Below are 23,806 nucleotides of genomic sequence, written 5' to 3'. Positions count from 1 at the left end.
ATTGCTTCGCCCGACCTGCCCTCTCTTCCGCAAGCGGTAAAGAGGGCTTAAAAAAACTTTCTATTTTTTCCCGCCTCTTTCCGCCGCAGGCGAAGAGAGGTCGACCAGCGAAGCGTTGTCGGGTGAGTCCTCGCCATCATGCAATTCAGGATTACTCTTACTCAAAATACAAGCTAAACATAATAGTATGCAGCCCCAATTTACTGATAGGGCTTGAGTATGGCTGATTTTCGGGTACCAGCACATTGCCCAACGAGTTGGAGATCTTTATTTCGGGCGAGAGTTTAAAAAATTCAAAATAAATATCGCAGCCCAGCCCGGCCTCGTATGATCCAAAGCCGCCCACGTTTTTAACCAGCTTATCCAACGGATCAAGTCCGGCATCGGCATTCTTTTTTGATCCTATAGCTAATGAGTACTTAACACCACCCAAAATATACGCCCTCATGTTGCCTATCCTGTCTGATTTTAATTTTAACTCTAATGGGAAATCTATCGTGGTAGACTGAATTTGCTTGGTAACATCGTCATCCGGATTTGGGTACGAATAACTTACAGACCTGTCGGCAAATACCAGCGAAGGTGTTACACGGGCTTCCAAATGGTCTGTAAGCCTGTACCGCGTTATAAAACCAACTGCGAAACCCGGTGAATTTTTTGAGCCGATACCTTTTAATGAATCGGTAATATTGCGGTTTACGCCCGGGTCAAAAAAAGGATCACGCCAATTTGACTTCTTATCAATTTTATAGTAATTGTTAACGTATGAAAAAGTGAACCCAAAACTAAGGTCGGTTAAATCTGCTCCGCCACCCCACGCAGGTACCTGTGCCAGTAAAGTGTTACTGCTAAATAATAATAAAATTACAATCAGGTAACAGTTTTTACTCATTTAATACCCGTATAAATTGAACAAATACCAAACGCTAAAGGCCTGTGTTTGGTATGTTTAAAGCCTACTTTATCCATAAGTGCAGTAAAGGTTTTTCCATCCGGAAAAGCAGCTACCGACTCAGGCAAATAAGTGTAGGCCCTTGCATCTTTTGAAAATAATTTACCAATTCCGGGTGTAATATAGTTAAAATAGAAATTATACAGTTGTTTAATGGGGAATACCTTTGGTTTTGAAAACTCAAGCACTACCGCTTTTCCGCCCGGTTTTAATACGCGGTGGATATCGGCAAGCCCTGTTTCAAGGTTCTCGAAGTTACGTACGCCATAGGCCACAGTAACGGCATCAAAACCATCGGCATCAAAAGGCAGCTTTTCCGAATCGCCAAGCTTCACCTCGAACTTATCCGCGAGGTTGCGTTTTTTTATTTTTTGCTGCGCAATGTCAAGCATCCCCTGTGAAATATCAACCCCGATAATTTTTTCAGGCTTTAATATGGTCAGGGCCTCGAACGCAAAATCGCCGGTACCGGTAGCAACATCCAGGATCAGTTTAGGTTGATCTTTTTTAAGCTCGTTAATGGCTTTTTTGCGCCAGATGATATCAATGCCAAGCGACAGAAAATGATTCAGAAAATCGTAGGTTTTTGAGATATTATTAAACATATCAGCCACCTGCTCTTTTTTTGTGCCTTGCTGATCGGTATACGGAGTTATGGTTTTGCTCATTTTTAGTAGTGGGGAGCAAAGATAGTGATTATTGAATTCGGATTGGGGATGTTCGAATTCGGATTTGCTTTTGTTGAATTGAGTTGACTAAGCCGGGATGGGTGTCTAACGCCTGGTAACATTTAATAACACTTGTTATCAATGTTATTAAATGTTATTAGTGTGCAACTTGAAGGTAGTCTGCCCAGATAGTAAAGGATGAAATCATAAAAAAAGCCACTATAAAGCAGCTTTCATGGTGTATTAATTATTTATCTCTCTTTAATTTTCTTTTTCGCCCGATGAAACACTTAACACCGGGGTATACCTGTATAAAGGGAAAAAATCCACCTCCAAATTTTTATCAATACCTTTTTCATCAAGTAATTGCTGATATACCTCAGGATTAGCTATAAATCGCCAGCTTTTATAATCCATCTGCAAATCAGAAAGCCCTAATTTTCCAAAAAAAAGACTATCTTGTTTATAACCGATCCCGCCACCCAGGTTATAATAACGCATTCCAAGCGATCTGCCTATCACTGTTATTTCATCAACCAGGAATTTAAAAGGGCTAACATGCATATATTCGGTACGTGTACCCAATAAATGAGCCTGGATAATGCCATTAGTTAGCATAACAATAGTGCTTGCCATTACCTTATCGCCATCATATACCATAAATATCCTGGCATCATATTCATCGGTATTGGTAATTTTACTGAAATATTCTTCATTAAATAAATAATAGTCGGAAGCACCTATCCTGTCCATATTTTCTTTATAAATCTCAAAAAAAAGACCAATTGCCTCCTCACCCTTTTCTTCTTTAAGCAGGAATCCTTTTTTCCAGGAACGCTTTATGCAATCCATCGTTGATCGCCGGTATTTTTTCCGCTGAGCTTCTATACTTACCGACAGATCTAACACGATAATGAGACCGTTATCATAGATCCCGCCAAACCTTTCAAGCAGCAAAGGCTGTTTAAAAAAGGGATGCAGCCTGGAAAATACCGATACACAGTTTTCAGACTTAAGGAAATCAAGAAATTCAGCTTTAAAATTTTCTATTAATGGTTCTTCCAGCTGCTCCATTCTTTTATTTGAGATCGGTCCGGTATAGCCATATACGCTGGTTAGGTCACAATATACCGTTCCCGGGATCTGCCGTTTAATTAGCGGAAAAGCTATGTAATTCTCATCCTCAAGATATACTGCTAAAATTGGGCTGCCTGATGTATCCAGCGAATGGTAATGCCAGGTATGGTAGAAATCATATTCAGCAGAATTTTTAACATAATAATTCCACTCCGTTTTATCATGAATGGTTAATAATTTTAGCATGAATTATATTTTTAAATAAGCAATCGTACTATACTAAGGCATGAACATCAGTACCGGGGGAGGTTACTCGGGGCCCAATAAATACAGTATATTATTAGTACTACCCATTGCTTCGCCATATCACCAACATGATATTATTAATTATTAAACAATAATTTTAACAAACAGTTTTTAATTTTAACATATTGTTTCGATTGTATCATTTTTTGACATACTCCCTCCAAGGAATTACGTTGCCTATGTGTTATAGGTTGCCTGTGTATTATACGTTGCCTGTGTATTATATAATGTATCAGGATTAAATACATTCCCGCTTGTTATTTATCAATTCTGATGTTTTTTTAAATTACATAAAATCAATCTCAGGCAACACCGGTAACCACTATTAACAGTAATAACATTTAATAACAAGTGTTATCAACTTTATTAATTGTTATCATCAACCCTCATTCTTACAATTATTTTTAATTATCCCATTTAAATTATACCTTTCACTTTTGATGTATCCCCTTCAAAAGCATCGATACCAATTATCATTTACTGACTAACAAAACCCCGTTACTTGCACTATGAAAGAAAAAAACGAACCATCACGCAGAAATTTCCTTAGAAAATTAGGCACTGCCACTGCTGCTGTAGCCGTAGGTCAAAATGTATTTGCTGCTGATAAGCGCAACGAGGTATTTGCCTATTTAAAACGGCAGGCTGGTATTACCGCTAACGATCAGATCAATATCGCCCTTATAGGGGCAGGCGGACAAGGATCGGAAGACACCAACGTGGCCCTGCAAATTCCCGGTATTAAGTTAGTAGCCGTGTGCGATTTGTATGATGGCCGACTGGCTGATGCTAAAAAGCGTTGGGGAGCCGATATTTATACTACCAAAATTTATAAAGAGATCTTAAACCGCCAGGACATTGATGCTGTGATTATTGGCACGCCCGACCATTGGCACCAGCAGATCTCGGTTGATGCTATGCGTGCCGGCAAACATGTGTATTGCGAAAAACCGATGGTACACGCCATTACCGAAGGCCCTGAAGTTATAAAGGCACAAAAGGAAACCGGTAAAATTTTCCAGGTGGGCAGCCAGGGCGTATCATCATTAGGAAACGAGAAAGCGAAAGAGCTGTTAGCAAGCGGCGCAATTGGTCAGCTTAATTATGCCGAAGGCTTTTGGGCCAGGCGCGGGCCTGTTGAAGTGTGGCAATACCCCATCCCTGCTGATGCATCGCCGCAAACGGTTGACTGGGATACTTATGTAAGCAATACCCATAAACGCCCGTTTGATGAAAAGCGTTTCTTTAGATGGCGTAATTATACCGATTACGGTACTGGCATGGCCGGCGATCTGTTTGTTCACCTGTTCAGCAGCCTTCATTTTGTTACCGGTTCTCACGGGCCTGAGAAAATTTATGCATCGGGCGGATTACGTTTCTGGAATGATGGCCGCGAAGTGCCCGATGTGTTGTTAGGCACTTTTGATTATGGCAAAAACGCCATGCACCCGGCATTTAACCTATCGCTGCGCTGTAACTTTGTTGATGGCACCAGCGGCACTACCTATTTACGCCTGGTAGGCAGCGAAGGTGCTATGGATATTACCTGGGATAAAGTAGTACTGAAACGGAACAAGGTATTTGCTTCTGACGATCCCTTCTATCTTGAAAAATTAAGGCAAAGCGGAGACCGGAACCCGGAAAGAAAAAAGATGCTGCCACCCGAAGAGATCAGTTACGATGCTGATAAAGGCTACTTAGGAGGCCCTTATGATCACATGAACAATTTCTTTACTGCTATCCGCAATAATGGAAAAGTAACCGAGGATGCCACATTTGGCTACCGTGCTGCCGCACCGGCTTTGCTATGCAATGATAGTTACTTTAAAAATGAGCCCATGCATTGGGATCCGGAGAAGATGGTAAAAAAGGGTTAAGGTTAGTGATTAGAGGCCAGAGATCAGAGGTTAGTCCGAAAGTCAGTAAAGACGGGAAGTCTGAAAGTAGAAAAGAGGCATTAATAACATTGCAACCTTACAACATTTCAACCTTACAACAACTTAAAACAAACAACGTGAAGAAACTAAGCATATTAATAATTGCTGCGGGCCTGATCGGTTCGCAGGCCCTGGCAAATCCGCCGCATAAGGCTGCAAAATCATCAGCCAAAATAAAAAAATGGACCAGCCTGTTTGATGGCAAGAGTCTGAAAGGCTGGCATGGCTTCAATAAAAAAGGCGAAGTAAAAAATTGGACCATCGTAAACGGGGCCTTAGTTTGCCTGGGGGCTGCTGAAGGTGATACCGGCGGCGATATTGTAACCGATAAGCAATACAGCAACTTTGAGATATCATGGGACTGGAAGATTGACAAAGGCAGTAACAGCGGTGTTATTTACCACGTAATTGAAGATCCAAAATACCATGCAACCTATGAAACCGGCCCCGAATATCAGCTGATTGATGATTTAGGCTGGCCAGATAAATTGGAAGACTGGCAAAAAACCGGCTGCGACTATGCCATGCACCTGCCAAACAACCTGAAAAAGGTTATGCCTGTAGGGCAGTGGAACACCAGCAAAATTGTTTTTAACAAAGGCCATGTGGAGCATTGGCTAAACGGCAAAAAGATCTTATCGTTCCAGGCCTGGGATGCAGACTGGAACAAGAAAAAAGCCGAAGGTAAATGGAAGGATTATCCTGATTATGGCGTAGCCAAAACCGGCCACATAGCCCTGCAGGATCACGGACATAAAGCCTATTTTAAAAATATTTTTATAAAGGAACTGAACTAAGATTTACAGGATTAAAAGATTGCAGGGTTCTCTTTTTATGCGATAGGAGTCCTGCAATCCTTTAATTATAACAACAAGGCTCATCGGTGAAATCCTTCTAAAATCAGTGTAACCTCTCCCATCACGTTAAATTACTGTTAATAATTGGTGAAATCATTCAATAATCAGTGAAATCATTAAACAATCTTGACACTTATTTGATTGAAATTGTATATTTGAAAACTATATTATATTAGTGTACATTTCACACTAAGTTGTTTTTATTCACAAATTCCTATCAAATGAGCTTAATAATTGATGTCCATGCCCGCCAGATCCTTGATTCGCGCGGCAACCCTACTATTGAAGTTGATGTTTTAACTGAAAATGGCGCTTTAGGCCGTGCTGCTGTACCATCTGGCGCTTCAACCGGTGTTCACGAAGCCGTTGAACTTCGCGATAATGATAAATCAGTGTATATGGGTAAAGGCGTTCTTAAAGCCGTTGCCAACGTAAATGATATAATTGCAAAAGAATTACAAGGCGCTGATGTTTTCGATCAAAACGGTATCGATGCTTTAATGATTGAGCTTGATGGCACCGAAAACAAAGGCAAATTAGGTGCTAATGCTATTTTGGGTGTTTCTTTAGCTGTTGCTAAAGCAGCTGCACAGGAAAGCCGTCAGCCTTTATACCGCTATATTGGTGGTGTAAATGCTAACACGCTGCCTATCCCTATGATGAACATCGTTAACGGTGGCTCTCATTCTGATGCACCTATCGCATTCCAGGAATTTATGATCATGCCGGTTGGCGCTTCTTCTTTTTCAGAAGCATTACAGTGGGGTACCGAAGTATTCCATAACTTAAAAAAGATCCTGCATGACAGAGGCCTTACAACCACCGTTGGTGATGAAGGTGGTTTTGCTCCAACATTCGACAGCACTGAAGATGGCGTTGAAACCATTTTGAAAGCTATTGAAAAAGCGGGATTCAAACCTGGTGAGCAGATCTGTTTAGCGTTTGACTGTGCCGCATCTGAATTTTACGTGAACGGCAAATATGATTATACCAAATTTGAAGGCGAAAAAGGTGCCATCCGTACCAGCGCCGAGCAGGCAGAATATTTGGCCCAACTAACAGAAAAATACCCGGTTATTTCCATTGAAGACGGTATGGCTGAAGATGATTGGGAAGGCTGGAAATTATTGACCGACAGAATTGGCAGTAAAGTACAGTTGGTAGGTGATGATTTATTTGTAACCAACGTAAAACGTTTACAAAGAGGCATCACCGAAGATATTGCAAACTCTATCCTGGTAAAAGTTAACCAGATAGGCACTTTAACCGAAACTATCAACGCGGTAACTTTAGCGCAAACCAATGGCTATACTTCGGTAATGAGCCACCGTTCCGGCGAGACTGAAGATTCAACCATTGCTGATTTAGCTGTAGCATTAAACTGCGGTCAGATAAAAACCGGTTCATTGTCGCGTTCAGACAGGATCGCTAAATACAACCAGTTATTACGTATAGAAGAAGAATTAGGCGATAGTGCAAAATTTATCGGCAAGAACTTTAAGTATTTTAAAAAATAATAGATTCACGAATTCTCTCGAATTTATTCGAATTTCACGAATTTTAGAAGCCGGCTAAGCGCCGGCTTTTTTGTTGGGTATCAATGGCAAATGTATTAAAAGGAGGCCCCCTGCGCCGCTGCTAAGTATTTAACTGTGCATTTCTCCTTTCCGCATCATACAGCGCAGTGCCCTGTGCAAAGACACAATTTGTTTTAATTTCAACGATGAGCTGCCATTATTTTTTCCCAACTTTAATTCTTTTAAATATTAAATTTGCATTCTGTAATCTATTAGTTGTACTAATAAGTAGCTGAAACACATTCATGAACACAAGAGGCATATTAAGAATCATTTTCATCCTGCTGCTTCTCGGCATCAATATTGGCTGCGACCAGGTTTCAAAATCCATCGTACGGCACAAGCTGGAATATTACGACGAGGTAAAGCTTTTGAACAATCATTTCACTTTAATGAAGGTTGAAAACACGGGCGCTTTTTTAAGTGTGGGCAATACGCTTTCAGGTCCGCTAAGGCTTATTCTGCTAAATTTATTACCGCTTTTGGCCGTTGCCGTTGGGCTTGGCTTCATTTTAACCAGGGAGCTTAGCCGCACTACTTTAATTAGCGTGATCCTGATAGTCGGCGGTGGCTTTGGCAATATTTACGACAGGATGAGGTATGGCTCGGTAACCGATTTTATGCACATCAAATTTGGCTCGTTACAAACTGGCATTTTTAATGTGGCCGATGTATCTATAATGGTGGGGATGATCATCCTTTTGTTACATGCCTTTTTTAAGAAGCCGGATGTGGTGGAAACTACGGAAGAACAACCAGAACAGATAAATTAAATAAGATAATAATCAAATGCAGGGCTTAGCGAAGATATAATTAAAATGCTTAGCTAATATTTGACTGATTTTAAAAGGGTGCCAAACCTTAAATCGTCACCCAAAACTTCTATAATCTTCAAATCCTACAAATCTTAGTTTAAATACGTATCTTTGCAGCAATTACCCGTTAGCTTACGGTTTTGATTTATCAGACGACTCTTCAGATCCGCTTATGCAATCGCGTTAGCACATATATTAAAAATATTACATGTTATTTCAAGATTTAAATTTAATTGAGCCTATTTTACGGGCTTTAAAAACCGAGGGTTATACAACCCCCACCCCCATACAGGAACAAGCCATACCTATTTTATTACAACATAAAGACTTGCTTGGCTGCGCGCAAACCGGGACCGGTAAAACCGCTGCCTTTGCTATTCCTATTTTACAGTTGCTGTACCAGGACAGGCTGCAGCATAAAGAGCAAAAAACAATAAAGGCCCTTATATTAACTCCAACCCGCGAGCTGGCTATTCAGATTGACGAGAGTTTTGCAGCTTATGGTAAGCATACCGGTCTAAAACACCTCGTTATATTTGGCGGTGTTAACCAAAACCCGCAAACTGATGCTTTAAGAAGAGGGGTTGATATTTTGGTAGCTACTCCCGGTCGTTTATTGGACCTGATGAACCAGCGCTATGTGAACCTTGAACATATTAAAATGCTGGTGCTTGATGAAGCTGACCGCATGCTGGATATGGGCTTTGTGCATGATGTTAAAAAGATCATAGCCAAAGTACCTGCCAAAAGGCAAACGCTGTTCTTCTCGGCTACTATGCCAAAAGAAATTCAGCAGCTTGCAGATACGATACTGAACAAACCCGAAAAAGTTGAAGTAACCCCGGTTTCATCAACAGCCGATACCATACAACAGCTGCTTTATTATGTAGAAAAGAATGATAAAAGGTCATTACTAACATACATATTAAAAGATAAAGAGATTAAAACGGCCCTGGTATTTACCCGCACCAAGCATGGCGCTGACAAGGTTGTAAAAGATCTGATCCGTGTAGGTATCACTGCGGAGGCTATTCATGGTAATAAGTCACAAAATGCACGTCAACGTGCTTTAACAAACTTTAAAAACCGTACTACCCGTGTTTTGATAGCTACAGATATTGCAGCCCGCGGCATTGATATTGACGAGCTTACACATGTTATTAACTACGAACTGCCAAATATCCCCGAAACTTACGTACACCGTATAGGCCGTACAGGCCGCGCCGGTGCGAGTGGTATCGCCCTTTCATTTTGTGACCAGGAAGAGATCGAATTCTTAAAGGATATTCATAAGCTTATTTCTAAAGAAATCCCAATTGAGGAAGCACATCCCTACCCTATGAGCCCGCAAAGCATAGTTGCAAAACATGCCGAGGGCAAAAAGAAAGGTTCAGGCCATGGTGGCGGTTCAGGTCAAAACAGGGGCCGGAGTTTTGGAAGAGCCGATCGTGGCCGTGGAGCAGCCGGTAAAACAGCAGGCGGCAGCGGCATGAGCGGCGCAAGCCGTGGCGGTAATCGCGATCGCGGTGGAAGAAGGGATTAGTTTCAGTTGAAATAGTTGTAGATGTTGTAAGAGTTGTAAAGGTTTGTGTCTCCGCAGGATCTCCTGAAAGGGATCCTGCGCTGCGAAAGCATTTACAGCGCAGGGTCCTCTGCGAGAGACCCTGCGAAGACATTAAAGATAATATTACAACCACTACAACATTTACAACCACTGTTGAAAAGTTTATAACGATATTTGCTTTCGCCCGACTTTTTAAATAGCTTTAAATAAAAATTCAACAGTATGCCACTTCGTCGCCTGATCAACCTGTTTAGAAACAAATACTTTTTGATTTCTTTTGCTTTTTTGGTATGGATGATATTCTTCGACAAGAACGACCTGTTCTCCCAATATCAATACCACCAGGAAGTAAACAAGCTAAAGCAGGAACGCGATTTCTACCAGAAAGAAACCGAAAAGGTGGCCAAAGATCTTGATGAGCTAACCTCAAATCCCCAAAAACTCGAAAAATTCGCCCGCGAAAAATACTTGATGAAGAAGGATAATGAGGACGTGTTTGTGATAGTGAAAGAGAAGAAAGAGGAATAGGGGCTAGAGGTTAGTGGTCTTAATAATGCAAAAAAGCAGTGGCCCCGTGCGATTCCCTCCCCTGGGAGGGTAGGGAGGGGTTTCTTGAACTATTCATTCCAACCATGCAAGGTCAAAGCCTTTTGGTAACTTAATGGTTTTATCCTGCTTCAAAATTTTAATAATCTCTCCCTCAATAGCACGAACAACATTCTGCATATCATACTTTGTTTCAGCTTCTGAAAAACGTAAAAACTTAACTCCTGAATTTTCGAGGTTGTTTTGCCTGATCTCATCCTTAAGAAAGGCTTCTTCGTGGTTGTGTGACATGCCATCAATCTCAATTGCCAGCATTAAATCTTTACAATAAAAATCAACTATGTAATTATCTATACAGCGTTGGCGGTCAAAATCAAATCCATAAAACTGATCCCCTTTCAACTCATTCCATAAAAGAACTTCTCCGAAGGTCATGTCCTTCCGAAGTTTTCGTGCTAACGCTTTTAAGTTTTTGTTGTAAGGAATAATTTTTGCCATATCTGGTTAGTTTGTCGCTTGGTAAACCCCTCCCTACCCTCCCGGGAGAGGGAATCGCACAGGGCCACTACTTTTTTACAAGCATGACGTATTTTAATATTATACCTCCCCTTCCCGTTTCCGCAAAAACCACTCCAAACTCAGCAAGATCAATATCACTACAAACACCCATTTCACATCAATTATATCGCTGTAGTGTTTATCCTCATACACTACCGTTTTTATATTTTCATTTTTACGGATAAGATTGGCAAGCTGGCTGATTTGGGAAGGCTGCAGCATTTGTCCGCCGCTTTGTTTGGCTATAGTGTTTAACAGCTGGTGATTTGCAGCGCTCTGGCGCGATTCAAGATTTAATGGCTTCACCGTTAATTGACCTGTTGCTGTAAATTGTTTGGTGCCATTCTTTGTGGTGGCCGTATAACTGTATTCACCTACAGGCAATGTACCCGCGTCCAGCTGATAGCTTTTATCATTCCGACTAAACAGGAAGCTGTAGTTCTTCGCGGCTTCGCTTTTCAGTTCAATCCGTACATCAGGGGTATTTACCAGTTCAAGGGCATCGTTGTATAGCTCGGCATTGATGATCACATTTTCTCCTTCATCAAAAACATGTTTTGCCGTGTAAACTATAAACCGCTGACGGTTTGCATTGGCGGTAAGGTATTGCACGCCCTGGCTAAACAGCTCTTCTACTGCATGGTGATTTCCGTATGCCTGGTATTCTGCCAGCTGCCAGCGCCATAAGCCCTCGCCGTTTAATATGCTTATCCGCTTCCCGGCATCATCCCCAAAAGATAATAATGGATATGTTGTTTCAACAGCCCCTATGCGCTGTTTTAAAACTGTACCGCCCGCCGGTGGTGAGCCGTAGCTACCATAAGGCGCCAGCAAAGGCGGGAACCCGATTATTTTTTTTCGTGACGAATCTGATAAAGTAAATGCTGTAAAATCTGTTGCAGGCTGTGCAAATACCTCCTGCATCTCCAGTCTGCCCGAGCTGATCCGGATGACCTTTTGATTGCTGTTAAAGTTATTCAGATCTGTTTGCGCGCCTACAACATACCAAAGCGGCACTTTGCTTTTTAGAATATTTTGAATTGCACCATTACTGGCGGCTGATAGCTGGTAAAGGATCACCAGGTTATAATCAGCAGGCTTAATTGTTGCCAGGTCAGATACTAAACTTGCTTTTACCTCATAGTTTTTATTATTCTCGATAGCCTGGCGGATCACGCTGATATCCGGGTGCGGCGCTTCATAAAGCAGCAATACCCTTTGTTTGGCGTCCAGCACATCTACATAAATAGTTTCAGAGTTATTTTGGGTGGAGATCTCATTTTTAACGGGCGCTATACTTATGTTAAACCTGCGTAAACCTTTTTTATCGGCATTAAGCTTTATAGTAACCTGTTTTTGAAAGCTGTTTGATGTTACCGTAATATTTTGCGAATTAACCTGTTTGCCGTCCTCAGTAATGTTTAAACGGATATTTTCACCTTTGCTTTGGTAGGCTTCTGCTAAAATCTCTACCTCAAAATCATTCCCTAAAAAGGCCGTTTTATTATAGTTGATATTGCCTATCAGCAGGTCGCGTTTGGCAATAGTGTCACCAAGGGCAATGGTGTAAATACTGTTTTTAAAATTCTTTGCCTCATATTGCGGATCGCTGCCCTGGTTATACAAACCATCGGTAGCAATTACCAATGCGCCAATATTTTGATTTACAAACCTGTCATTTAATTGATGCAACGCGTTTGATATATTGGTTTGTTTGCCATTAAAACTTTTACTTAAGCCATTGCTTAAGTCGTTATCGAAATGAAATTCCTGAACGTCGTAAGTATCGCCTAATTCCGATTTTAATCCCGAAAGCGCATCAACAATCTTAGCCGGGTCATTTTGGGGCGATGGTAATTTAAACAGATTTATTGACTGGGAATTATCCTGTAAAACCAAAACCAGCGGTTTTTGAGGATTGTAGCTTACTGATTTAACTAGTGGTGAAACCAATAACAAAGCTATAATAGTTACCACTATTGCACGAATTGCAAAAAGAGCGTACCTGAATTTATTGGACAGGTTTACCGGCTGCCGGTAAAATACCCATGCATACAGCAAACCTAACATCAGGCAGGCAGGCACCCACCATCCCGAAACCGTCCCCCAAGTGATTGAAAATAAAAACAGCATATCTGTAAGCCAAATATGCTGTTTTTAATTTGAAGAATTTAATTTGAGGATTTGAAAATTAAATTGTCTGAATCAGAATTTACAGAATTATAGAATTTGCAGAATGGATCGTTCCAAACCCGGAAATATTAACTCGACAACAAACATCTTGTAAATCTTAAAATTCTGTAAACGGCAACGCCCTCTTGAACGCCTATGAAAAACAATCAACGAGTGAAAAATTCTGATTCAGACAAATTAATTCCGAAATCGAAATTCCGAAATCCGAAATCAAACTATAGCATTCCTCCGTCAACAGGAATTACCTGTCCGGTAATGTATGACGCCATATCTGATGCCAGGAAAACGCAGCAGTTTGCCACATCTTCGGTTTCTCCGCCGCGTTTAAGCGGGATAGCCTGTGCCCAGCCTTCAACAACTTTCGGGTCAAGCACTTCGGTCATTTCAGTTTTTATGAATCCGGGAGCTACTACGTTGGCACGGATGTTACGCGAGCCAAGTTCTTTTGCAATTGATTTTGAGAAACCAATGATACCCGCTTTTGACGCAGCATAGTTAGCCTGACCGGCATTACCCTGCACACCCACAACCGAGCTCATGTTAATGAACACACCATTACGGTTCTTCATCATTATTTTTGATGCCGCCTTGGTAACGTTAAATATCGATTTCAGGTTCACATCTAAAACCTCATCCCACTGCGCTTCGGTCATACGCATCAGCAAACCATCTTTGGTTATACCTGCATTGTTAACCACTATATGTAATGTGCCGAAATCGGCGATAATATCATTGATCAGTTTTTCTGCTTCATCAAACTTTGACGCATCTGAGCGATAGCCTTTTACCTGCGTACCAAAGCTTTGTAGCTCTTGTTCAAGGGCCTGTCCTTTTTCAACAGATGATAAATAAGTGAAAGCTACATTAGCGCCATGCTCTGCAAACTTTTCGGCAATTTTACGCCCTATCCCTTTTGATGCTCCCGTGATAAGTGCGGTTTTTCCTTCTAATAGTTTCATGAAGTATAGAAAATGATTTACGAGGGGCGAAGATACTTATTTAGTCCGAAAGTCGGAAAAGTCCGGAAAGTCCGGAAGATAAAAAAAATTTGCATTTGTAGATTAAGCTGGCCGGGCCTATGGCTCTCTATCCGGCAGACTCATCTGCGATGGGTTAAAAAACCCATCGTTACAAAATATGCTGAGCCAATGGCTCTCAAAAGGTATCCAGGTACCCGTTCCTTATTCCATCACAATTGATTCACATAGAAATCAGAGGCAAAGCTTCGGCCAATATTGTAACAACGGATTTTAATCAGTTGCGAAGCCGATGATTGAGAGCCCGATAGGCGGTATTAAAGCGGAAAAGACAATTGAGGTAAGGTGAATCCGGTCAATATTTGTGGGTAAAGTTATTTCGTATTCTTGGATTTTGAGGCACAAACGCTATCTTAGGATTCATGAAACCTACAACCATTATAATCGCAAAATATAGCGCAATATTATTTATATGGGTTCTCTTACTATGGTGGGCACTATTTTTATCTCCATTTGACGTGCCGGAATATATTCCACACACACCGATCAAGATTTACGGGTTAGCTTTTACTGCTTTTACTGTTACTATCTTAATTCTGTCGCACAAGGAAGCTTTGAGGAAAATCCCGAGCTTAACTATTGCGAGGTTAGTATTTATCGGAAGCGCTATTTGCTTTATTATGGAGTTATTATTTCAGTTTACACAATCATTTACATTAACTTCCGATAAACTACGCTACTTTATATCAGGTGTGACATTCACTACTATATTTGGGGCTATATTGTCGTTCTTAATAGCTTTTCAATTAAAAACAAAACGAACAAATCTGCTTTTGCTTTTTATAGTTATATTTTTTCTTCTATTTAAAGCATTGACTATGGTATTTCCGTCAATGGCAGCAAGATGACTAACCAAAAATACATCTGCTTTCACCCATAAATAATTATTCAACTTAATTTAGTTGATATATAGCATTATTCAAAGTATCCAGCAACTAGGAAGATATTTTTTATAAATAAATAAATGAATATTCATTTATATTTGTAACATTTTAGAAAGTCCGTATCCAATGCTAAAAATTAAATTATACAATTATGAACTCAAATCATCTTAACCTTAGCGTACAGGATGTTCCTGCTCCACGTATTTTTTTTGAAACTTACTTCTATTTTAAACGTGAGGACAGCAAACCTAGTGATACAATATCCGTGCTAACCAGCATTAATGGTCTTGTTTTGGTGCTGATGAACGACGCCTAAATGAGGAAGGCAATAACACTTATCCCGACGCCTTCCACATCGGTTTTTTTCTTGATAACCAGGACAAAGTAATTGCCTTGTTTCATAAACTAAAGACCAGCGGGGTACACCTTTAGCAGCAACCTCAAAAAATAAGAAGTATCTTTGGTTTTTACTTTCACTTTCAAACCATTATGATTGAGATTGGGAGCCAGGTAAAAAGTGAGGAATAACATGCCGCTTTTACTTTCTGACTTTCCCGACTTTCGGACTTCCCGACTTATTCCCTATATTTGCTTCAAGTTCTTTACTTTATTTCAACAGTGAGGTTCCCGGGTTTATAATCCGGGATGAAAAAGGAACCGTGTGTAAATCACGGGCTGTCGCGCAACTGTAAGTAACACAAAAGGTTGTTGCCTTTAATCAATGTCCATTGTCCCGCCAAAACGGGGCGAGAAGGACGGCAACAATGTTACAAGCCAGGATACTTGCCCTCTGTTTAAGACAATGCTTTCGCGTTTTGAAGCAGTAGTCAGAGAATAAAGCATTTTTACGGGCATTTGTAGCCTGGATCTTGTCTTTATCTTTTATTACCATTTCCTCCGAAAGCATACCGAAAACCGTAAGGAGCATTAACTAAATTAATGTTTAACCAAAAAAGTTTTATGCGTATGCTCAAAAACAATCCCGGGTACCCGCGTGTAGGCGCCCATCGTGAACTCAAAAAGGCCAGTGAACAATACTGGGTCGGCAAAACAGGCTGCGAAGAACTCTTCGCTGTAGCCAGGAAGATCCGTGAACAAAACTGGAAATTGCAGCAGGATGCGGGTATCGACCTGATCCCTTGTAACGATTTCAGCTTTTACGACCAGGTTTTGGATACCTCCCTGATGCTTGGCGTTATCCCGCAGCGGTACAATGCCGTTTTAACTGAAAATGCAAAGAATAAAGAGATCGATCTTTATTTTGCAATGGCAAGGGGCTATCAAAAAGATGGTCTGGACATTACCGCCATGGAAATGACCAAATGGTTTGACACCAATTACCATTACATCGTTCCCGAATTTACCGCAAACCAGCAGTTCAGGCTGTTTTCTGAAAAAGTATTTGATGAATTTAACCTTGCAAAACAGGTTACCGGCACCATTCCAAAACCGGTGTTAATTGGCCCTGTATCCTACTTATTATTGGGTAAGGAAAAAGAGCCTGGTTTTGACAAGATCGACCTGGTAAAAAAGCTTGTTCCCGTTTATATCTGGATCTTAAAAAGATTACAAAGCCTGGGCGCCGTTTGGGTGCAATTGGATGAGCCATTCCTTGCAATGGATCTGTCGCAAAAAGAAAAAGATGCATTTGTTTTTGCTTACAAAGAGATCAAAAAACAATGCCCCGAATTAAAGACCCTGCTTACTACCTATTTTGAAGGCCTTAATGAAAATACATCTCTTGCTGTTAACCTGCTGGTATCTGCTTTACACATCGACCTGGTAAGAGCGCCGAAACAATTGGATGAAGTGTTAACCCTAATGCCCGAAACATTAAGCCTATCGCTTGGCGTGGTTGACGGGCGCAATATCTGGAAAAATGACTACATCCGGTCATTAGCACACATCAAAAAGGCAATTGCGGTAGTTGGTAAACACAGGCTGATGATAGCGCCAAGCTGCTCCTTATTGCACAGCCCGTTTGACCTTGACCTGGAGACAGGCATCAACCCCGAAATAAAAAATTGGATGGCCTTTGCCAAACAAAAATTAAACGAGGTAAATGAATTAAGTGAAATTATTGAAGGTAGTAATGAGCTGCTAAGGGCCAACATTCAGGCTATCTCTACCCGCAATATCTCTAAATTAATTCACAAACAGGCAATCAAGCAGCGTGTGGAGGCCATTACCGACGCAGATGCGACCAGGACCGGCAAATTTCCCTCCCGGCAAAAAACACAACAGGGAAACTTCCATTTACCTTTATTTCCTACTACTACTATAGGCTCATTCCCTCAAACAGACGAGATCCGCCAGTTAAGGGCAAGGCTAAAAAAGGGAGAACTTACACTTGAGCAATACGATACCGAAATTGAGAAAGCTACCATTGATGCCATCCGCTGGCAGGAAGAAATAGGGATAGATGTTTTGGTGCACGGAGAGTTTGAACGCAACGATATGGTGGAATACTTTGGCGAACAGCTTGACGGCTTTTTATTCACCAAAAACGGCTGGGTGCAAAGTTACGGGAGCCGCTGTGTAAAGCCACCGGTTATTTATGGCGATGTAAGCCGGCCAAAGGACATGACCGTTCGCTGGAGCAGCTTTGCACAGGCAAATACAGATAAGCTGATGAAGGGCATGTTAACCGGCCCGGTAACCATCCTGCAATGGTCGTTTGTGCGGGATGACCAGCCGCGCTCAGAAACTACTTTCCAGATCGCTTTAGCTATCCGGGATGAGGTGGTTGCGCTGGAAAAAGCCGGTATTAAAGTTATCCAGATAGATGAGCCCGCCATCCGCGAAGGTCTGCCTTTACGCAAGGCCGACCGTGCCGCATACCTTGATTGGGCTGTAAAAGCTTTCCGCATTTCAGCAAGCGGGGTGCAGGATGAAACACAGATCCACACGCACATGTGCTATAGCGAGTTTAATGATATTATTGAGCATATTGCCATGATGGATGCGGATGTGATCACCATTGAAACCTCACGCTCGCAAATGGAATTGCTTGAAGCATTTTCCGACTTCAAATACCCGGCAGAAATAGGCCCGGGTGTGTATGATATCCATTCGCCACGCATCCCGTCTGTTGACGAAATGGTTAGCTTGCTTGAAAAGGCGGCTGTTTTATTACCAGTTGGAAACATTTGGGTAAACCCGGATTGTGGCCTAAAAACCCGCAAATGGCCCGAAACACAGGCAGCGCTTAAAAATATGGTGCAGGCAGCAAAAGCAGCCAGGGAGATATTCAGCAAACAACCTGTTAATTAAAATCAAACAAAGCCGTTCGGTTCATGCTGAACGGCTTTTATATTATTATAATGGACCTGGAGCAAAGAACAAAATCAGCCGAAACAAGAATTTTCAAAGCGGTATTCCCAAATACCACCAATCATTACGACACGCTGTTTGGCGGTACTGCCATGCACCTGATGGACGAAGTGGCTTTTATCACAGCAACACGCTTTACACGAAAAACAATGGTAACTGTATCATCCGACAGGATAGATTTTAACAAGCCCATCCCGGCAGGCACTATAATTGAGCTGGTGGGCAAAATACAGCACATCGGCAACAGCAGCCTGAAAGTATTGGTAGAAATTTATGTGGAAGAAATGTACTCTTTTGAAAGGGAAAAAGCCATTACCGGAACATTTACTTTTGTAGCTATTGATAAGGATAAAAAACCGGTAAAGGTTATTGATTGACAAATTACTTACTTACACCTATCATCAGCCTGTACTCCTCCTGCAACTCCAGTAAACAAGCCGCACACATACAGCCTTCATAGTTTTCGGCGATGTACTGTACCTCGTTTAAATTAAGCTGCACCACACTGCACTGGCACTTGGTGTAAGCGTTTGCTTTACATTCAATGCTGCATCCGCAACGTTCGCATGGGATGATCTCGTGCTTGATCATGTTTTTAGACCATAGTCGATGGACCATGGACGATAGTATTATTATGATTCGAATTTAAGGATTATAATATCACCTTATGGTAAAAAGACCATAGTTGAATTCAAAAGATTTCTCTTCCAAATTTAACTATGGTCTATCGTCCATGGACTATGGACTAATTCTTATTTATGCAGAACAAGTAACACAGCCTTCTTCCATCGAGCATGACGGGCCGGCAGGTACATCGTTAGTTACATCAGCAACTACATCTGGTATAACAGCGTCCATGTTTTTACCGCCCTGGTTTTCAACTGTAAATTTAACCGCTTGCGATGCAGCCTGTGTACGCAGGTAGTACATACCTGTTTTCAATCCTTTCTTCCATGCGTAAAAGTGCATTGAAGTAAGCTTGGATGCATTCGGCGAGTTAATGAACAGGTTTAACGATTGCGACTGGCAGATATAAGCGCCCCTGTCGGCAGCCATATCAATAATGGTACGCATCTTTATTTCCCAAACTGTTTTGTACAGTTCCTTGATCTCAGCAGGGATCTCGGCAATATCCTGGATAGATCCGTTTGCAGTGATGATCTTGTCTTTCATGCTACCAGTCCATAAACCAAGGTTAACTAAATCGCGCAGTAAGTGTTTGTTTACAATAACAAACTCTCCGCTCAGTACCCTGCGGGTGTATATGTTTGAAGTATATGGTTCAAAACATTCGTTATTACCTAAGATCTGTGATGTTGAAGCAGTAGGCATTGGCGCAACTAATAATGAGTTACGTACACCATGGTTCATTACATCCAAACGAAGGTTTTCCCAATCCCAACGACCGCTTTCGGGTTTTACATTCCACAAATCAAACTGGAACTTGCCCTTTGATAACGGCGAGCCTTTAAATGTTTCGTAAGGACCATCTTTAATAGCCAGATCTTTTGACGCGGTCATTGAAGCAAAGTAGATAGTTTCAAAGATCTCTTTGTTCAGTTTCTTAGCGCCTTCGCTTTCAAATGGCAAACGTAGCATAATAAATGCATCAGCCAACCCCTGTACACCTAAACCAATAGGGCGGTGCCTTAAGTTTGAGTATTCAGCTTCTTTAACAGGATAGTAATTACCGTCAATTATCTTGTTAAGATTTAAAGTAGCCTGGTAAGTTACCTCGTATAATTTATCGTGGTCAAAAATACCATCCTTTACAAAGCGCGGCAACGCAAGTGAAGCCAGGTTACAAACGGCTATTTCATCAGGCGATGTATATTCAATAATTTCGGTACAAAGGTTTGAACTTTTTATAGTACCAAGGTTTTGCTGGTTTGATTTACCGTTGGCGGCATCCTTATATAACAGGTAAGGGGTTCCTGTTTCTACCTGGGCATCCAATACAGCAAACCAAAGTTCCTGTGCTTTTACAACCTTACGGGCACGGCCTTCTTTTTCGTATCTTTTGTATAGTTTCTCAAAGTCTTTTCCCCAGCAATCAGCTAATCCTGGTGCTTCATGCGGGCAGAACAAGCTCCATTCCTCATTTGCTTCAACACGCTGCATAAACAGATCTGATACCCAAAGGGCATAAAATAAATCACGGGCACGCATTTCTTCTTTACCATGATTTTTACGCAGGTCTAAGAATTCGAATATATCAGCATGCCATGGCTCAAGATAAATAGCGAAAGCGCCTTTACGCTTGCCACCGCCCTGGTCAACATAACGGGCAGTATCATTAAACACACGCAGCATTGGGATAATACCGTTACTTGTACCATTAGTTCCGCTGATGTATGAGCCCGTTGCCCTTACATTGTGGATGCTTAAACCTATTCCACCTGCACTTTGTGAAATTTTTGCAGTTTGTTTCAGTGTATCGTAAATACCATCAATACTGTCGTCCTTCATGGTTAATAAAAAGCATGATGACATTTGAGGTTTTGGTGTACCGGCATTAAACAGCGTTGGTGTAGCATGAGTGAACCAGCGCTCACTCATTAAGTGGTATGTTTTGATAGCACTTTCCACATCTTCTTTATGGATACCTACTGATACACGCATAAACAAGTGCTGCGGGCGTTCCGCTATTTTACCATCAAGCTTTAACAGGTATGATTTTTCGAGGGTTTTAAAACCAAAGTAATCAAAGCCGAAGTCGCGGTCGTAAATAATGCTGCTATCTAAAAGCTCAGCGTTCTTTTCAATTACTTCCCATACATCGTCAGCCAGCAGGGATGCATCTTTACCGGTTTTGGGGTCGATATAGGTATGCAGCAGGCGCATGGTTTCTGAAAACGACTTGATCGTGTTTTTGTGCAGGTTCGATACTGCAATACGTGAAGCAAGCAAAGCATAATCAGGATGCTTGGTTGTTAATGATGCCGCAGTTTCTGCAGCCAGGTTATCCAGCTCGGATGTGGTTACCCCATCAAATAAGCCCTCAATAACTTTTTTCGCCACATCAATCGGGTCAACCAATTGAAACCCATAACACAACTTTTCAATACGCGCCGTAATCTTGTCAAATTTTACCGATTCTTTTTTTCCGTCTCTTTTTATTACAAACATGTTGACCCCCTTAACTCTCTGCCCGGTGGCAGAGTTACTGTTTTAATTAATTAACCGCTGATTTATTCGCTTAATGGATTAGGCTGACCCATTAATTTTTTTTATTGTGATCTGTATTATTAAAAGATTGGCAGAGTTGAGCATACTTTTCAACAACCTCTGATCTCTAATCTCTATCCTAGAAATCCTCATCTAATGAGAACGACTTACTTTCCTGGGAGTTTAGCACCCCGCTTTTTTGGTAATCTCCTACCCTTTTTTCAAAGAAATTTGTTTTTCCCTGCAGCGAGATCATTTCCATAAAATCAAATGGATTTGATGCGCCATAAACTTTATCATATCCTAATTCGCCCAACCACCTGTCAGCCACAAATTCAATATACTGGCTCATCATTTTGGCGTTCATGCCAATAAGGTTAACCGGCAATGCATCAGTTATAAATTCTTTTTCAATTTCTACCGCATCGGTAATAATTGCGGTAGCCGCTTCTTTGGAAAGTTTGTTATCCAGCATTTTGTATAGCAGGCAGGCAAACTCGCAGTGCATGCCTTCATCGCGGGATATCAATTCATTGCTAAAGGTTAAACCCGGCATAAGGCCACGTTTCTTTAACCAAAAGATTGAGCAAAAGCTGCCTGAGAAGAAGATGCCTTCAACAGCCGCAAAAGCTATTAAGCGTTCAGCAAATGTTCCATTGTTGATCCAGCGTAAAGCCCACTCTGCTTTTTTACCCACGCATGGGATAGTGTCAATAGCGTGAAACAATCTGTCTTTTTCCGCAGGATCTTTAATATAAGTATCTATCAGCAGCGCGTAAGTTTCGGAGTGGATATTCTCCATCATTATCTGGAACCCATAAAAACAGCGTGCTTCCGGTAACTGCACTTCGCTCATAAAGTTAACGGCAAGGTTCTCATTCACTATCCCATCGCTTGCGGCAAAAAAAGCCAGCACGTGTGATACGAAGAAACGTTCGCCATCATTCATGTTCTCCCAGTGTTTCATATCATCACTAAGATCTATCTCCTCCGCTGTCCAAAAGCTCGCTTCACATTTCTTATACATTTCCCAAATTTCGGGATACTTAATGGGGAGAATAACAAAGCGGTCTTTGTTCTCTTTTAGTAATAATTCTGTTTCCTGTTCCATGCACTCCTTTGTTTTATTGCAACTCTTTTTCTGCCCCTTTTTAAGGTTTTATATAACGAACTGTTAGCAGATAATAATACCATAGCGTTAGTTTATTGTCACGTGATAATTGATCTTTATCATGCCTAACTACTTAAATATCAGTCTCGCTAATCGCTGCCAAACTACTTTAACATTTATACGTCAAACCATGCTTTAACATGGTTTCTTTTTTTTACTACCGTTTAGAAATTCCGGTAATAATAGATAGTGTTGAATAACTTATAATCAAATATAGCGTATGCGATTTTATGATGATAATTTAAGTTTTTAACATCCCCTGTAAGTTATAAACAAAACACCAGGTAACATTAACAATGAACGAAATGCCCCGCATGAAAGATGTTAAAATCGGGTGTTAAAAAAAAATTCGGCACCTAAAATTAACACCCCTTAAATTGCTCACCCGGCATTCGGAACAAATTTCATCGATACTGAATTTACGCAGTGACGAACATTTTTGGGAGTCATGTACTCCCCTTCAAAAACGTGCCCCAAGTGTGCACCGCAATTGGCACATTCAATTTCAACACGCCGTCCGTCGGCATCAGGTACGCGTTTTACTGCGCCTGGTATTTCATCGTCAAAGCTTGGCCAGCCGCAGTGCGATTCAAATTTTGATTCGGATGTGTATAGCGGCGTATCGCATCGTTTACATACATATAAACCCTGTGCTTTATTATCAAGCAACGCCCCTGTAAACGGTCTTTCTGTTCCTTTATGTAGTATTACCCTTTCTTCATCGGGCGTTAATGTGTTGTAGTTCATTTTTTTATTTATGATTTCACTGATTGTAGGATTGATTGCACCGATTTTGGTTTGATTTTGCCGATTGCAATCCTCTTTTTTCAGGCTTCCTGTCTTTACTGACTTTCGGACTCGTTATATAAATATACGACAAATTGCTGGGTTAATTTGATTTAAAAGGTGGAATTGACACTGGTTTGACTGTATTAATTTCTTGCAGAAGGACAATTAAAAACCCTTGTCATTGCCTTTGATAGCGTGTCAACCGCACGCCGCACACAACCGCCAGTGCAAGTTCTACACCCTTCTGTTCGCTCTGTATAGCATGCGATTGCTTCGTACCTCGATTTCTATGATTTACGCAACTAAAATAAGATAATTTTTTTCATACATTCTATTTTGGTTCACGCAGGAGAAAATGCGCTGTACAAGTTTAT

Annotated in this window: 19 protein-coding genes and 1 riboswitch; of the genes, 9 read left to right on the top strand and 10 right to left on the bottom strand. The window is 41.2% G+C overall.

Going from position 1 to position 23,806, the window contains the following annotated elements; translation table 11 throughout:
* Positions 1–157: 157 nt before the first annotated feature.
* The 3 genes from JWQ54_RS12440 to JWQ54_RS12430 form a co-directional block, all read right to left on the bottom strand.
* On the bottom strand, positions 158–892 hold the full coding sequence (locus JWQ54_RS12440; protein ID WP_299585120.1) for an outer membrane beta-barrel protein: 735 nt from the start codon (positions 890–892) through the stop codon (positions 158–160).
* Positions 889–1,620 carry a bifunctional demethylmenaquinone methyltransferase/2-methoxy-6-polyprenyl-1,4-benzoquinol methylase UbiE gene (gene ubiE / locus JWQ54_RS12435; protein ID WP_299585119.1) on the bottom strand — a complete coding sequence of 244 codons (732 nt, stop codon included), beginning with the start codon at positions 1,618–1,620 and terminating at the stop codon, positions 889–891. Before ubiE ends, JWQ54_RS12440 begins: the two co-directional genes overlap by 4 nt.
* A 261-nt stretch (positions 1,621–1,881) precedes the next feature.
* A complete protein-coding gene (locus JWQ54_RS12430) occupies positions 1,882–2,943 on the bottom strand; it encodes a GNAT family N-acetyltransferase (protein WP_299585117.1) in 1,062 nt (353 codons plus the stop codon).
* Positions 2,944–3,512: 569 nt separating this feature from the next.
* Here JWQ54_RS12430 and JWQ54_RS12425 point away from each other — a divergent pair.
* From JWQ54_RS12425 to JWQ54_RS12400, 6 genes are all read left to right on the top strand, one after another.
* Complete coding sequence (locus JWQ54_RS12425; protein ID WP_299585115.1) at positions 3,513–4,880, top strand: Gfo/Idh/MocA family oxidoreductase; 1,368 nt, start codon at positions 3,513–3,515, stop codon at positions 4,878–4,880.
* Between the two features lie 137 nt (positions 4,881–5,017).
* Complete coding sequence (locus tag JWQ54_RS12420) at positions 5,018–5,737, top strand: DUF1080 domain-containing protein (protein ID WP_299585113.1); 720 nt, start codon at positions 5,018–5,020, stop codon at positions 5,735–5,737.
* Positions 5,738–6,018: 281 nt separating this feature from the next.
* Positions 6,019–7,314: a phosphopyruvate hydratase gene (gene eno / locus JWQ54_RS12415; protein ID WP_299585111.1), complete on the top strand. Its 1,296-nt coding sequence runs from the start codon at positions 6,019–6,021 to the stop codon at positions 7,312–7,314.
* Between the two features lie 305 nt (positions 7,315–7,619).
* On the top strand, positions 7,620–8,147 hold the full coding sequence (lspA, locus tag JWQ54_RS12410) for a signal peptidase II (RefSeq protein ID WP_299585109.1): 528 nt from the start codon (positions 7,620–7,622) through the stop codon (positions 8,145–8,147).
* A 250-nt stretch (positions 8,148–8,397) separates the two neighbouring features.
* A complete protein-coding gene (locus JWQ54_RS12405; RefSeq protein ID WP_299585106.1) occupies positions 8,398–9,732 on the top strand; it encodes a DEAD/DEAH box helicase in 1,335 nt (444 codons plus the stop codon).
* A 243-nt stretch (positions 9,733–9,975) separates the two neighbouring features.
* Positions 9,976–10,281: a septum formation initiator family protein gene (locus tag JWQ54_RS12400; protein ID WP_299585104.1), complete on the top strand. Its 306-nt coding sequence runs from the start codon at positions 9,976–9,978 to the stop codon at positions 10,279–10,281.
* Between the two features lie 93 nt (positions 10,282–10,374).
* Here JWQ54_RS12400 and JWQ54_RS12395 read toward each other — a convergent pair whose 3' ends face one another.
* The 3 genes from JWQ54_RS12395 to fabG form a co-directional block, all read right to left on the bottom strand.
* Positions 10,375–10,797, bottom strand: a complete 423-nt coding sequence (locus JWQ54_RS12395) for an endonuclease domain-containing protein (RefSeq protein ID WP_299585102.1) — start codon at positions 10,795–10,797, stop codon at positions 10,375–10,377.
* A gap of 99 nt (positions 10,798–10,896) precedes the next feature.
* Positions 10,897–12,990, bottom strand: a complete 2,094-nt coding sequence (locus tag JWQ54_RS12390; RefSeq protein ID WP_299585100.1) for a hypothetical protein — start codon at positions 12,988–12,990, stop codon at positions 10,897–10,899.
* 275 nt (positions 12,991–13,265) lie between these two features.
* Complete coding sequence (gene fabG, locus JWQ54_RS12385; protein WP_299585098.1) at positions 13,266–14,009, bottom strand: 3-oxoacyl-[acyl-carrier-protein] reductase; 744 nt, start codon at positions 14,007–14,009, stop codon at positions 13,266–13,268.
* Positions 14,010–15,122: 1,113 nt separating this feature from the next.
* Between fabG and JWQ54_RS12380 the strand changes: the two genes are divergently transcribed.
* The 3 genes from JWQ54_RS12380 (at position 15,123) to JWQ54_RS12370 (ending at position 18,681) form a co-directional block, all read left to right on the top strand.
* Positions 15,123–15,287, top strand: coding sequence for a hypothetical protein (locus JWQ54_RS12380; RefSeq protein ID WP_299585096.1), 165 nt, complete (start codon positions 15,123–15,125; stop codon positions 15,285–15,287).
* Between the two features lie 289 nt (positions 15,288–15,576).
* Positions 15,577–15,777: riboswitch (cobalamin riboswitch) on the top strand.
* Positions 15,778–15,937: 160 nt separating this feature from the next.
* A complete protein-coding gene (metE, locus tag JWQ54_RS12375; RefSeq protein ID WP_367187096.1) occupies positions 15,938–18,244 on the top strand; it encodes a 5-methyltetrahydropteroyltriglutamate--homocysteine S-methyltransferase in 2,307 nt (768 codons plus the stop codon).
* Positions 18,245–18,294: 50 nt separating this feature from the next.
* On the top strand, positions 18,295–18,681 hold the full coding sequence (locus JWQ54_RS12370) for an acyl-CoA thioesterase (RefSeq protein WP_299585245.1): 387 nt from the start codon (positions 18,295–18,297) through the stop codon (positions 18,679–18,681).
* A 4-nt stretch (positions 18,682–18,685) separates the two neighbouring features.
* On the opposite strand, the gene JWQ54_RS12365 is transcribed toward JWQ54_RS12370, so the two are convergent.
* The 4 genes from JWQ54_RS12365 to JWQ54_RS12350 form a co-directional block, all read right to left on the bottom strand.
* Positions 18,686–18,895, bottom strand: a complete 210-nt coding sequence (locus JWQ54_RS12365) for a cysteine-rich CWC family protein (protein WP_299585094.1) — start codon at positions 18,893–18,895, stop codon at positions 18,686–18,688.
* A 165-nt stretch (positions 18,896–19,060) separates the two neighbouring features.
* Positions 19,061–21,433: a ribonucleoside-diphosphate reductase subunit alpha gene (locus JWQ54_RS12360; protein WP_299585093.1), complete on the bottom strand. Its 2,373-nt coding sequence runs from the start codon at positions 21,431–21,433 to the stop codon at positions 19,061–19,063.
* Between the two features lie 178 nt (positions 21,434–21,611).
* Positions 21,612–22,583, bottom strand: coding sequence for a ribonucleoside-diphosphate reductase small subunit (locus JWQ54_RS12355; protein ID WP_299585091.1), 972 nt, complete (start codon positions 22,581–22,583; stop codon positions 21,612–21,614).
* 441 nt (positions 22,584–23,024) lie between these two features.
* On the bottom strand, positions 23,025–23,390 hold the full coding sequence (locus tag JWQ54_RS12350; RefSeq protein ID WP_299585089.1) for a methionine-R-sulfoxide reductase: 366 nt from the start codon (positions 23,388–23,390) through the stop codon (positions 23,025–23,027).
* Positions 23,391–23,806: the final 416 nt, after the last annotated feature.

This window comes from Mucilaginibacter sp. (assembly GCF_028288225.1).
In the GTDB taxonomy this organism is placed as follows: domain Bacteria; phylum Bacteroidota; class Bacteroidia; order Sphingobacteriales; family Sphingobacteriaceae; genus Mucilaginibacter.
Note: the sequence above shows the minus strand (reverse complement) of the source record. Positions and strands in the feature narration are given on the sequence as shown.

Coding starts and splice junctions, on each gene's coding strand:
- JWQ54_RS12440 (WP_299585120.1), bottom strand. CDS start 892: ATGAGTAAAAACTGTTACCTGATTGTAATTTTATTATTATTTAGCAGT.
- ubiE (WP_299585119.1), bottom strand. CDS start 1,620: ATGAGCAAAACCATAACTCCGTATACCGATCAGCAAGGCACAAAAAAA.
- JWQ54_RS12430 (WP_299585117.1), bottom strand. CDS start 2,943: ATGCTAAAATTATTAACCATTCATGATAAAACGGAGTGGAATTATTAT.
- JWQ54_RS12425 (WP_299585115.1), top strand. CDS start 3,513: ATGAAAGAAAAAAACGAACCATCACGCAGAAATTTCCTTAGAAAATTA.
- eno (WP_299585111.1), top strand. CDS start 6,019: ATGAGCTTAATAATTGATGTCCATGCCCGCCAGATCCTTGATTCGCGC.
- lspA (WP_299585109.1), top strand. CDS start 7,620: ATGAACACAAGAGGCATATTAAGAATCATTTTCATCCTGCTGCTTCTC.
- JWQ54_RS12405 (WP_299585106.1), top strand. CDS start 8,398: ATGTTATTTCAAGATTTAAATTTAATTGAGCCTATTTTACGGGCTTTA.
- JWQ54_RS12400 (WP_299585104.1), top strand. CDS start 9,976: ATGCCACTTCGTCGCCTGATCAACCTGTTTAGAAACAAATACTTTTTG.
- JWQ54_RS12395 (WP_299585102.1), bottom strand. CDS start 10,797: ATGGCAAAAATTATTCCTTACAACAAAAACTTAAAAGCGTTAGCACGA.
- JWQ54_RS12390 (WP_299585100.1), bottom strand. CDS start 12,990: ATGCTGTTTTTATTTTCAATCACTTGGGGGACGGTTTCGGGATGGTGG.
- fabG (WP_299585098.1), bottom strand. CDS start 14,009: ATGAAACTATTAGAAGGAAAAACCGCACTTATCACGGGAGCATCAAAA.
- JWQ54_RS12380 (WP_299585096.1), top strand. CDS start 15,123: ATGAACTCAAATCATCTTAACCTTAGCGTACAGGATGTTCCTGCTCCA.
- metE (WP_367187096.1), top strand. CDS start 15,938: ATGCTCAAAAACAATCCCGGGTACCCGCGTGTAGGCGCCCATCGTGAA.
- JWQ54_RS12370 (WP_299585245.1), top strand. CDS start 18,295: ATGGACCTGGAGCAAAGAACAAAATCAGCCGAAACAAGAATTTTCAAA.
- JWQ54_RS12365 (WP_299585094.1), bottom strand. CDS start 18,895: ATGATCAAGCACGAGATCATCCCATGCGAACGTTGCGGATGCAGCATT.
- JWQ54_RS12360 (WP_299585093.1), bottom strand. CDS start 21,433: ATGTTTGTAATAAAAAGAGACGGAAAAAAAGAATCGGTAAAATTTGAC.
- JWQ54_RS12355 (WP_299585091.1), bottom strand. CDS start 22,583: ATGGAACAGGAAACAGAATTATTACTAAAAGAGAACAAAGACCGCTTT.
- JWQ54_RS12350 (WP_299585089.1), bottom strand. CDS start 23,390: ATGAACTACAACACATTAACGCCCGATGAAGAAAGGGTAATACTACAT.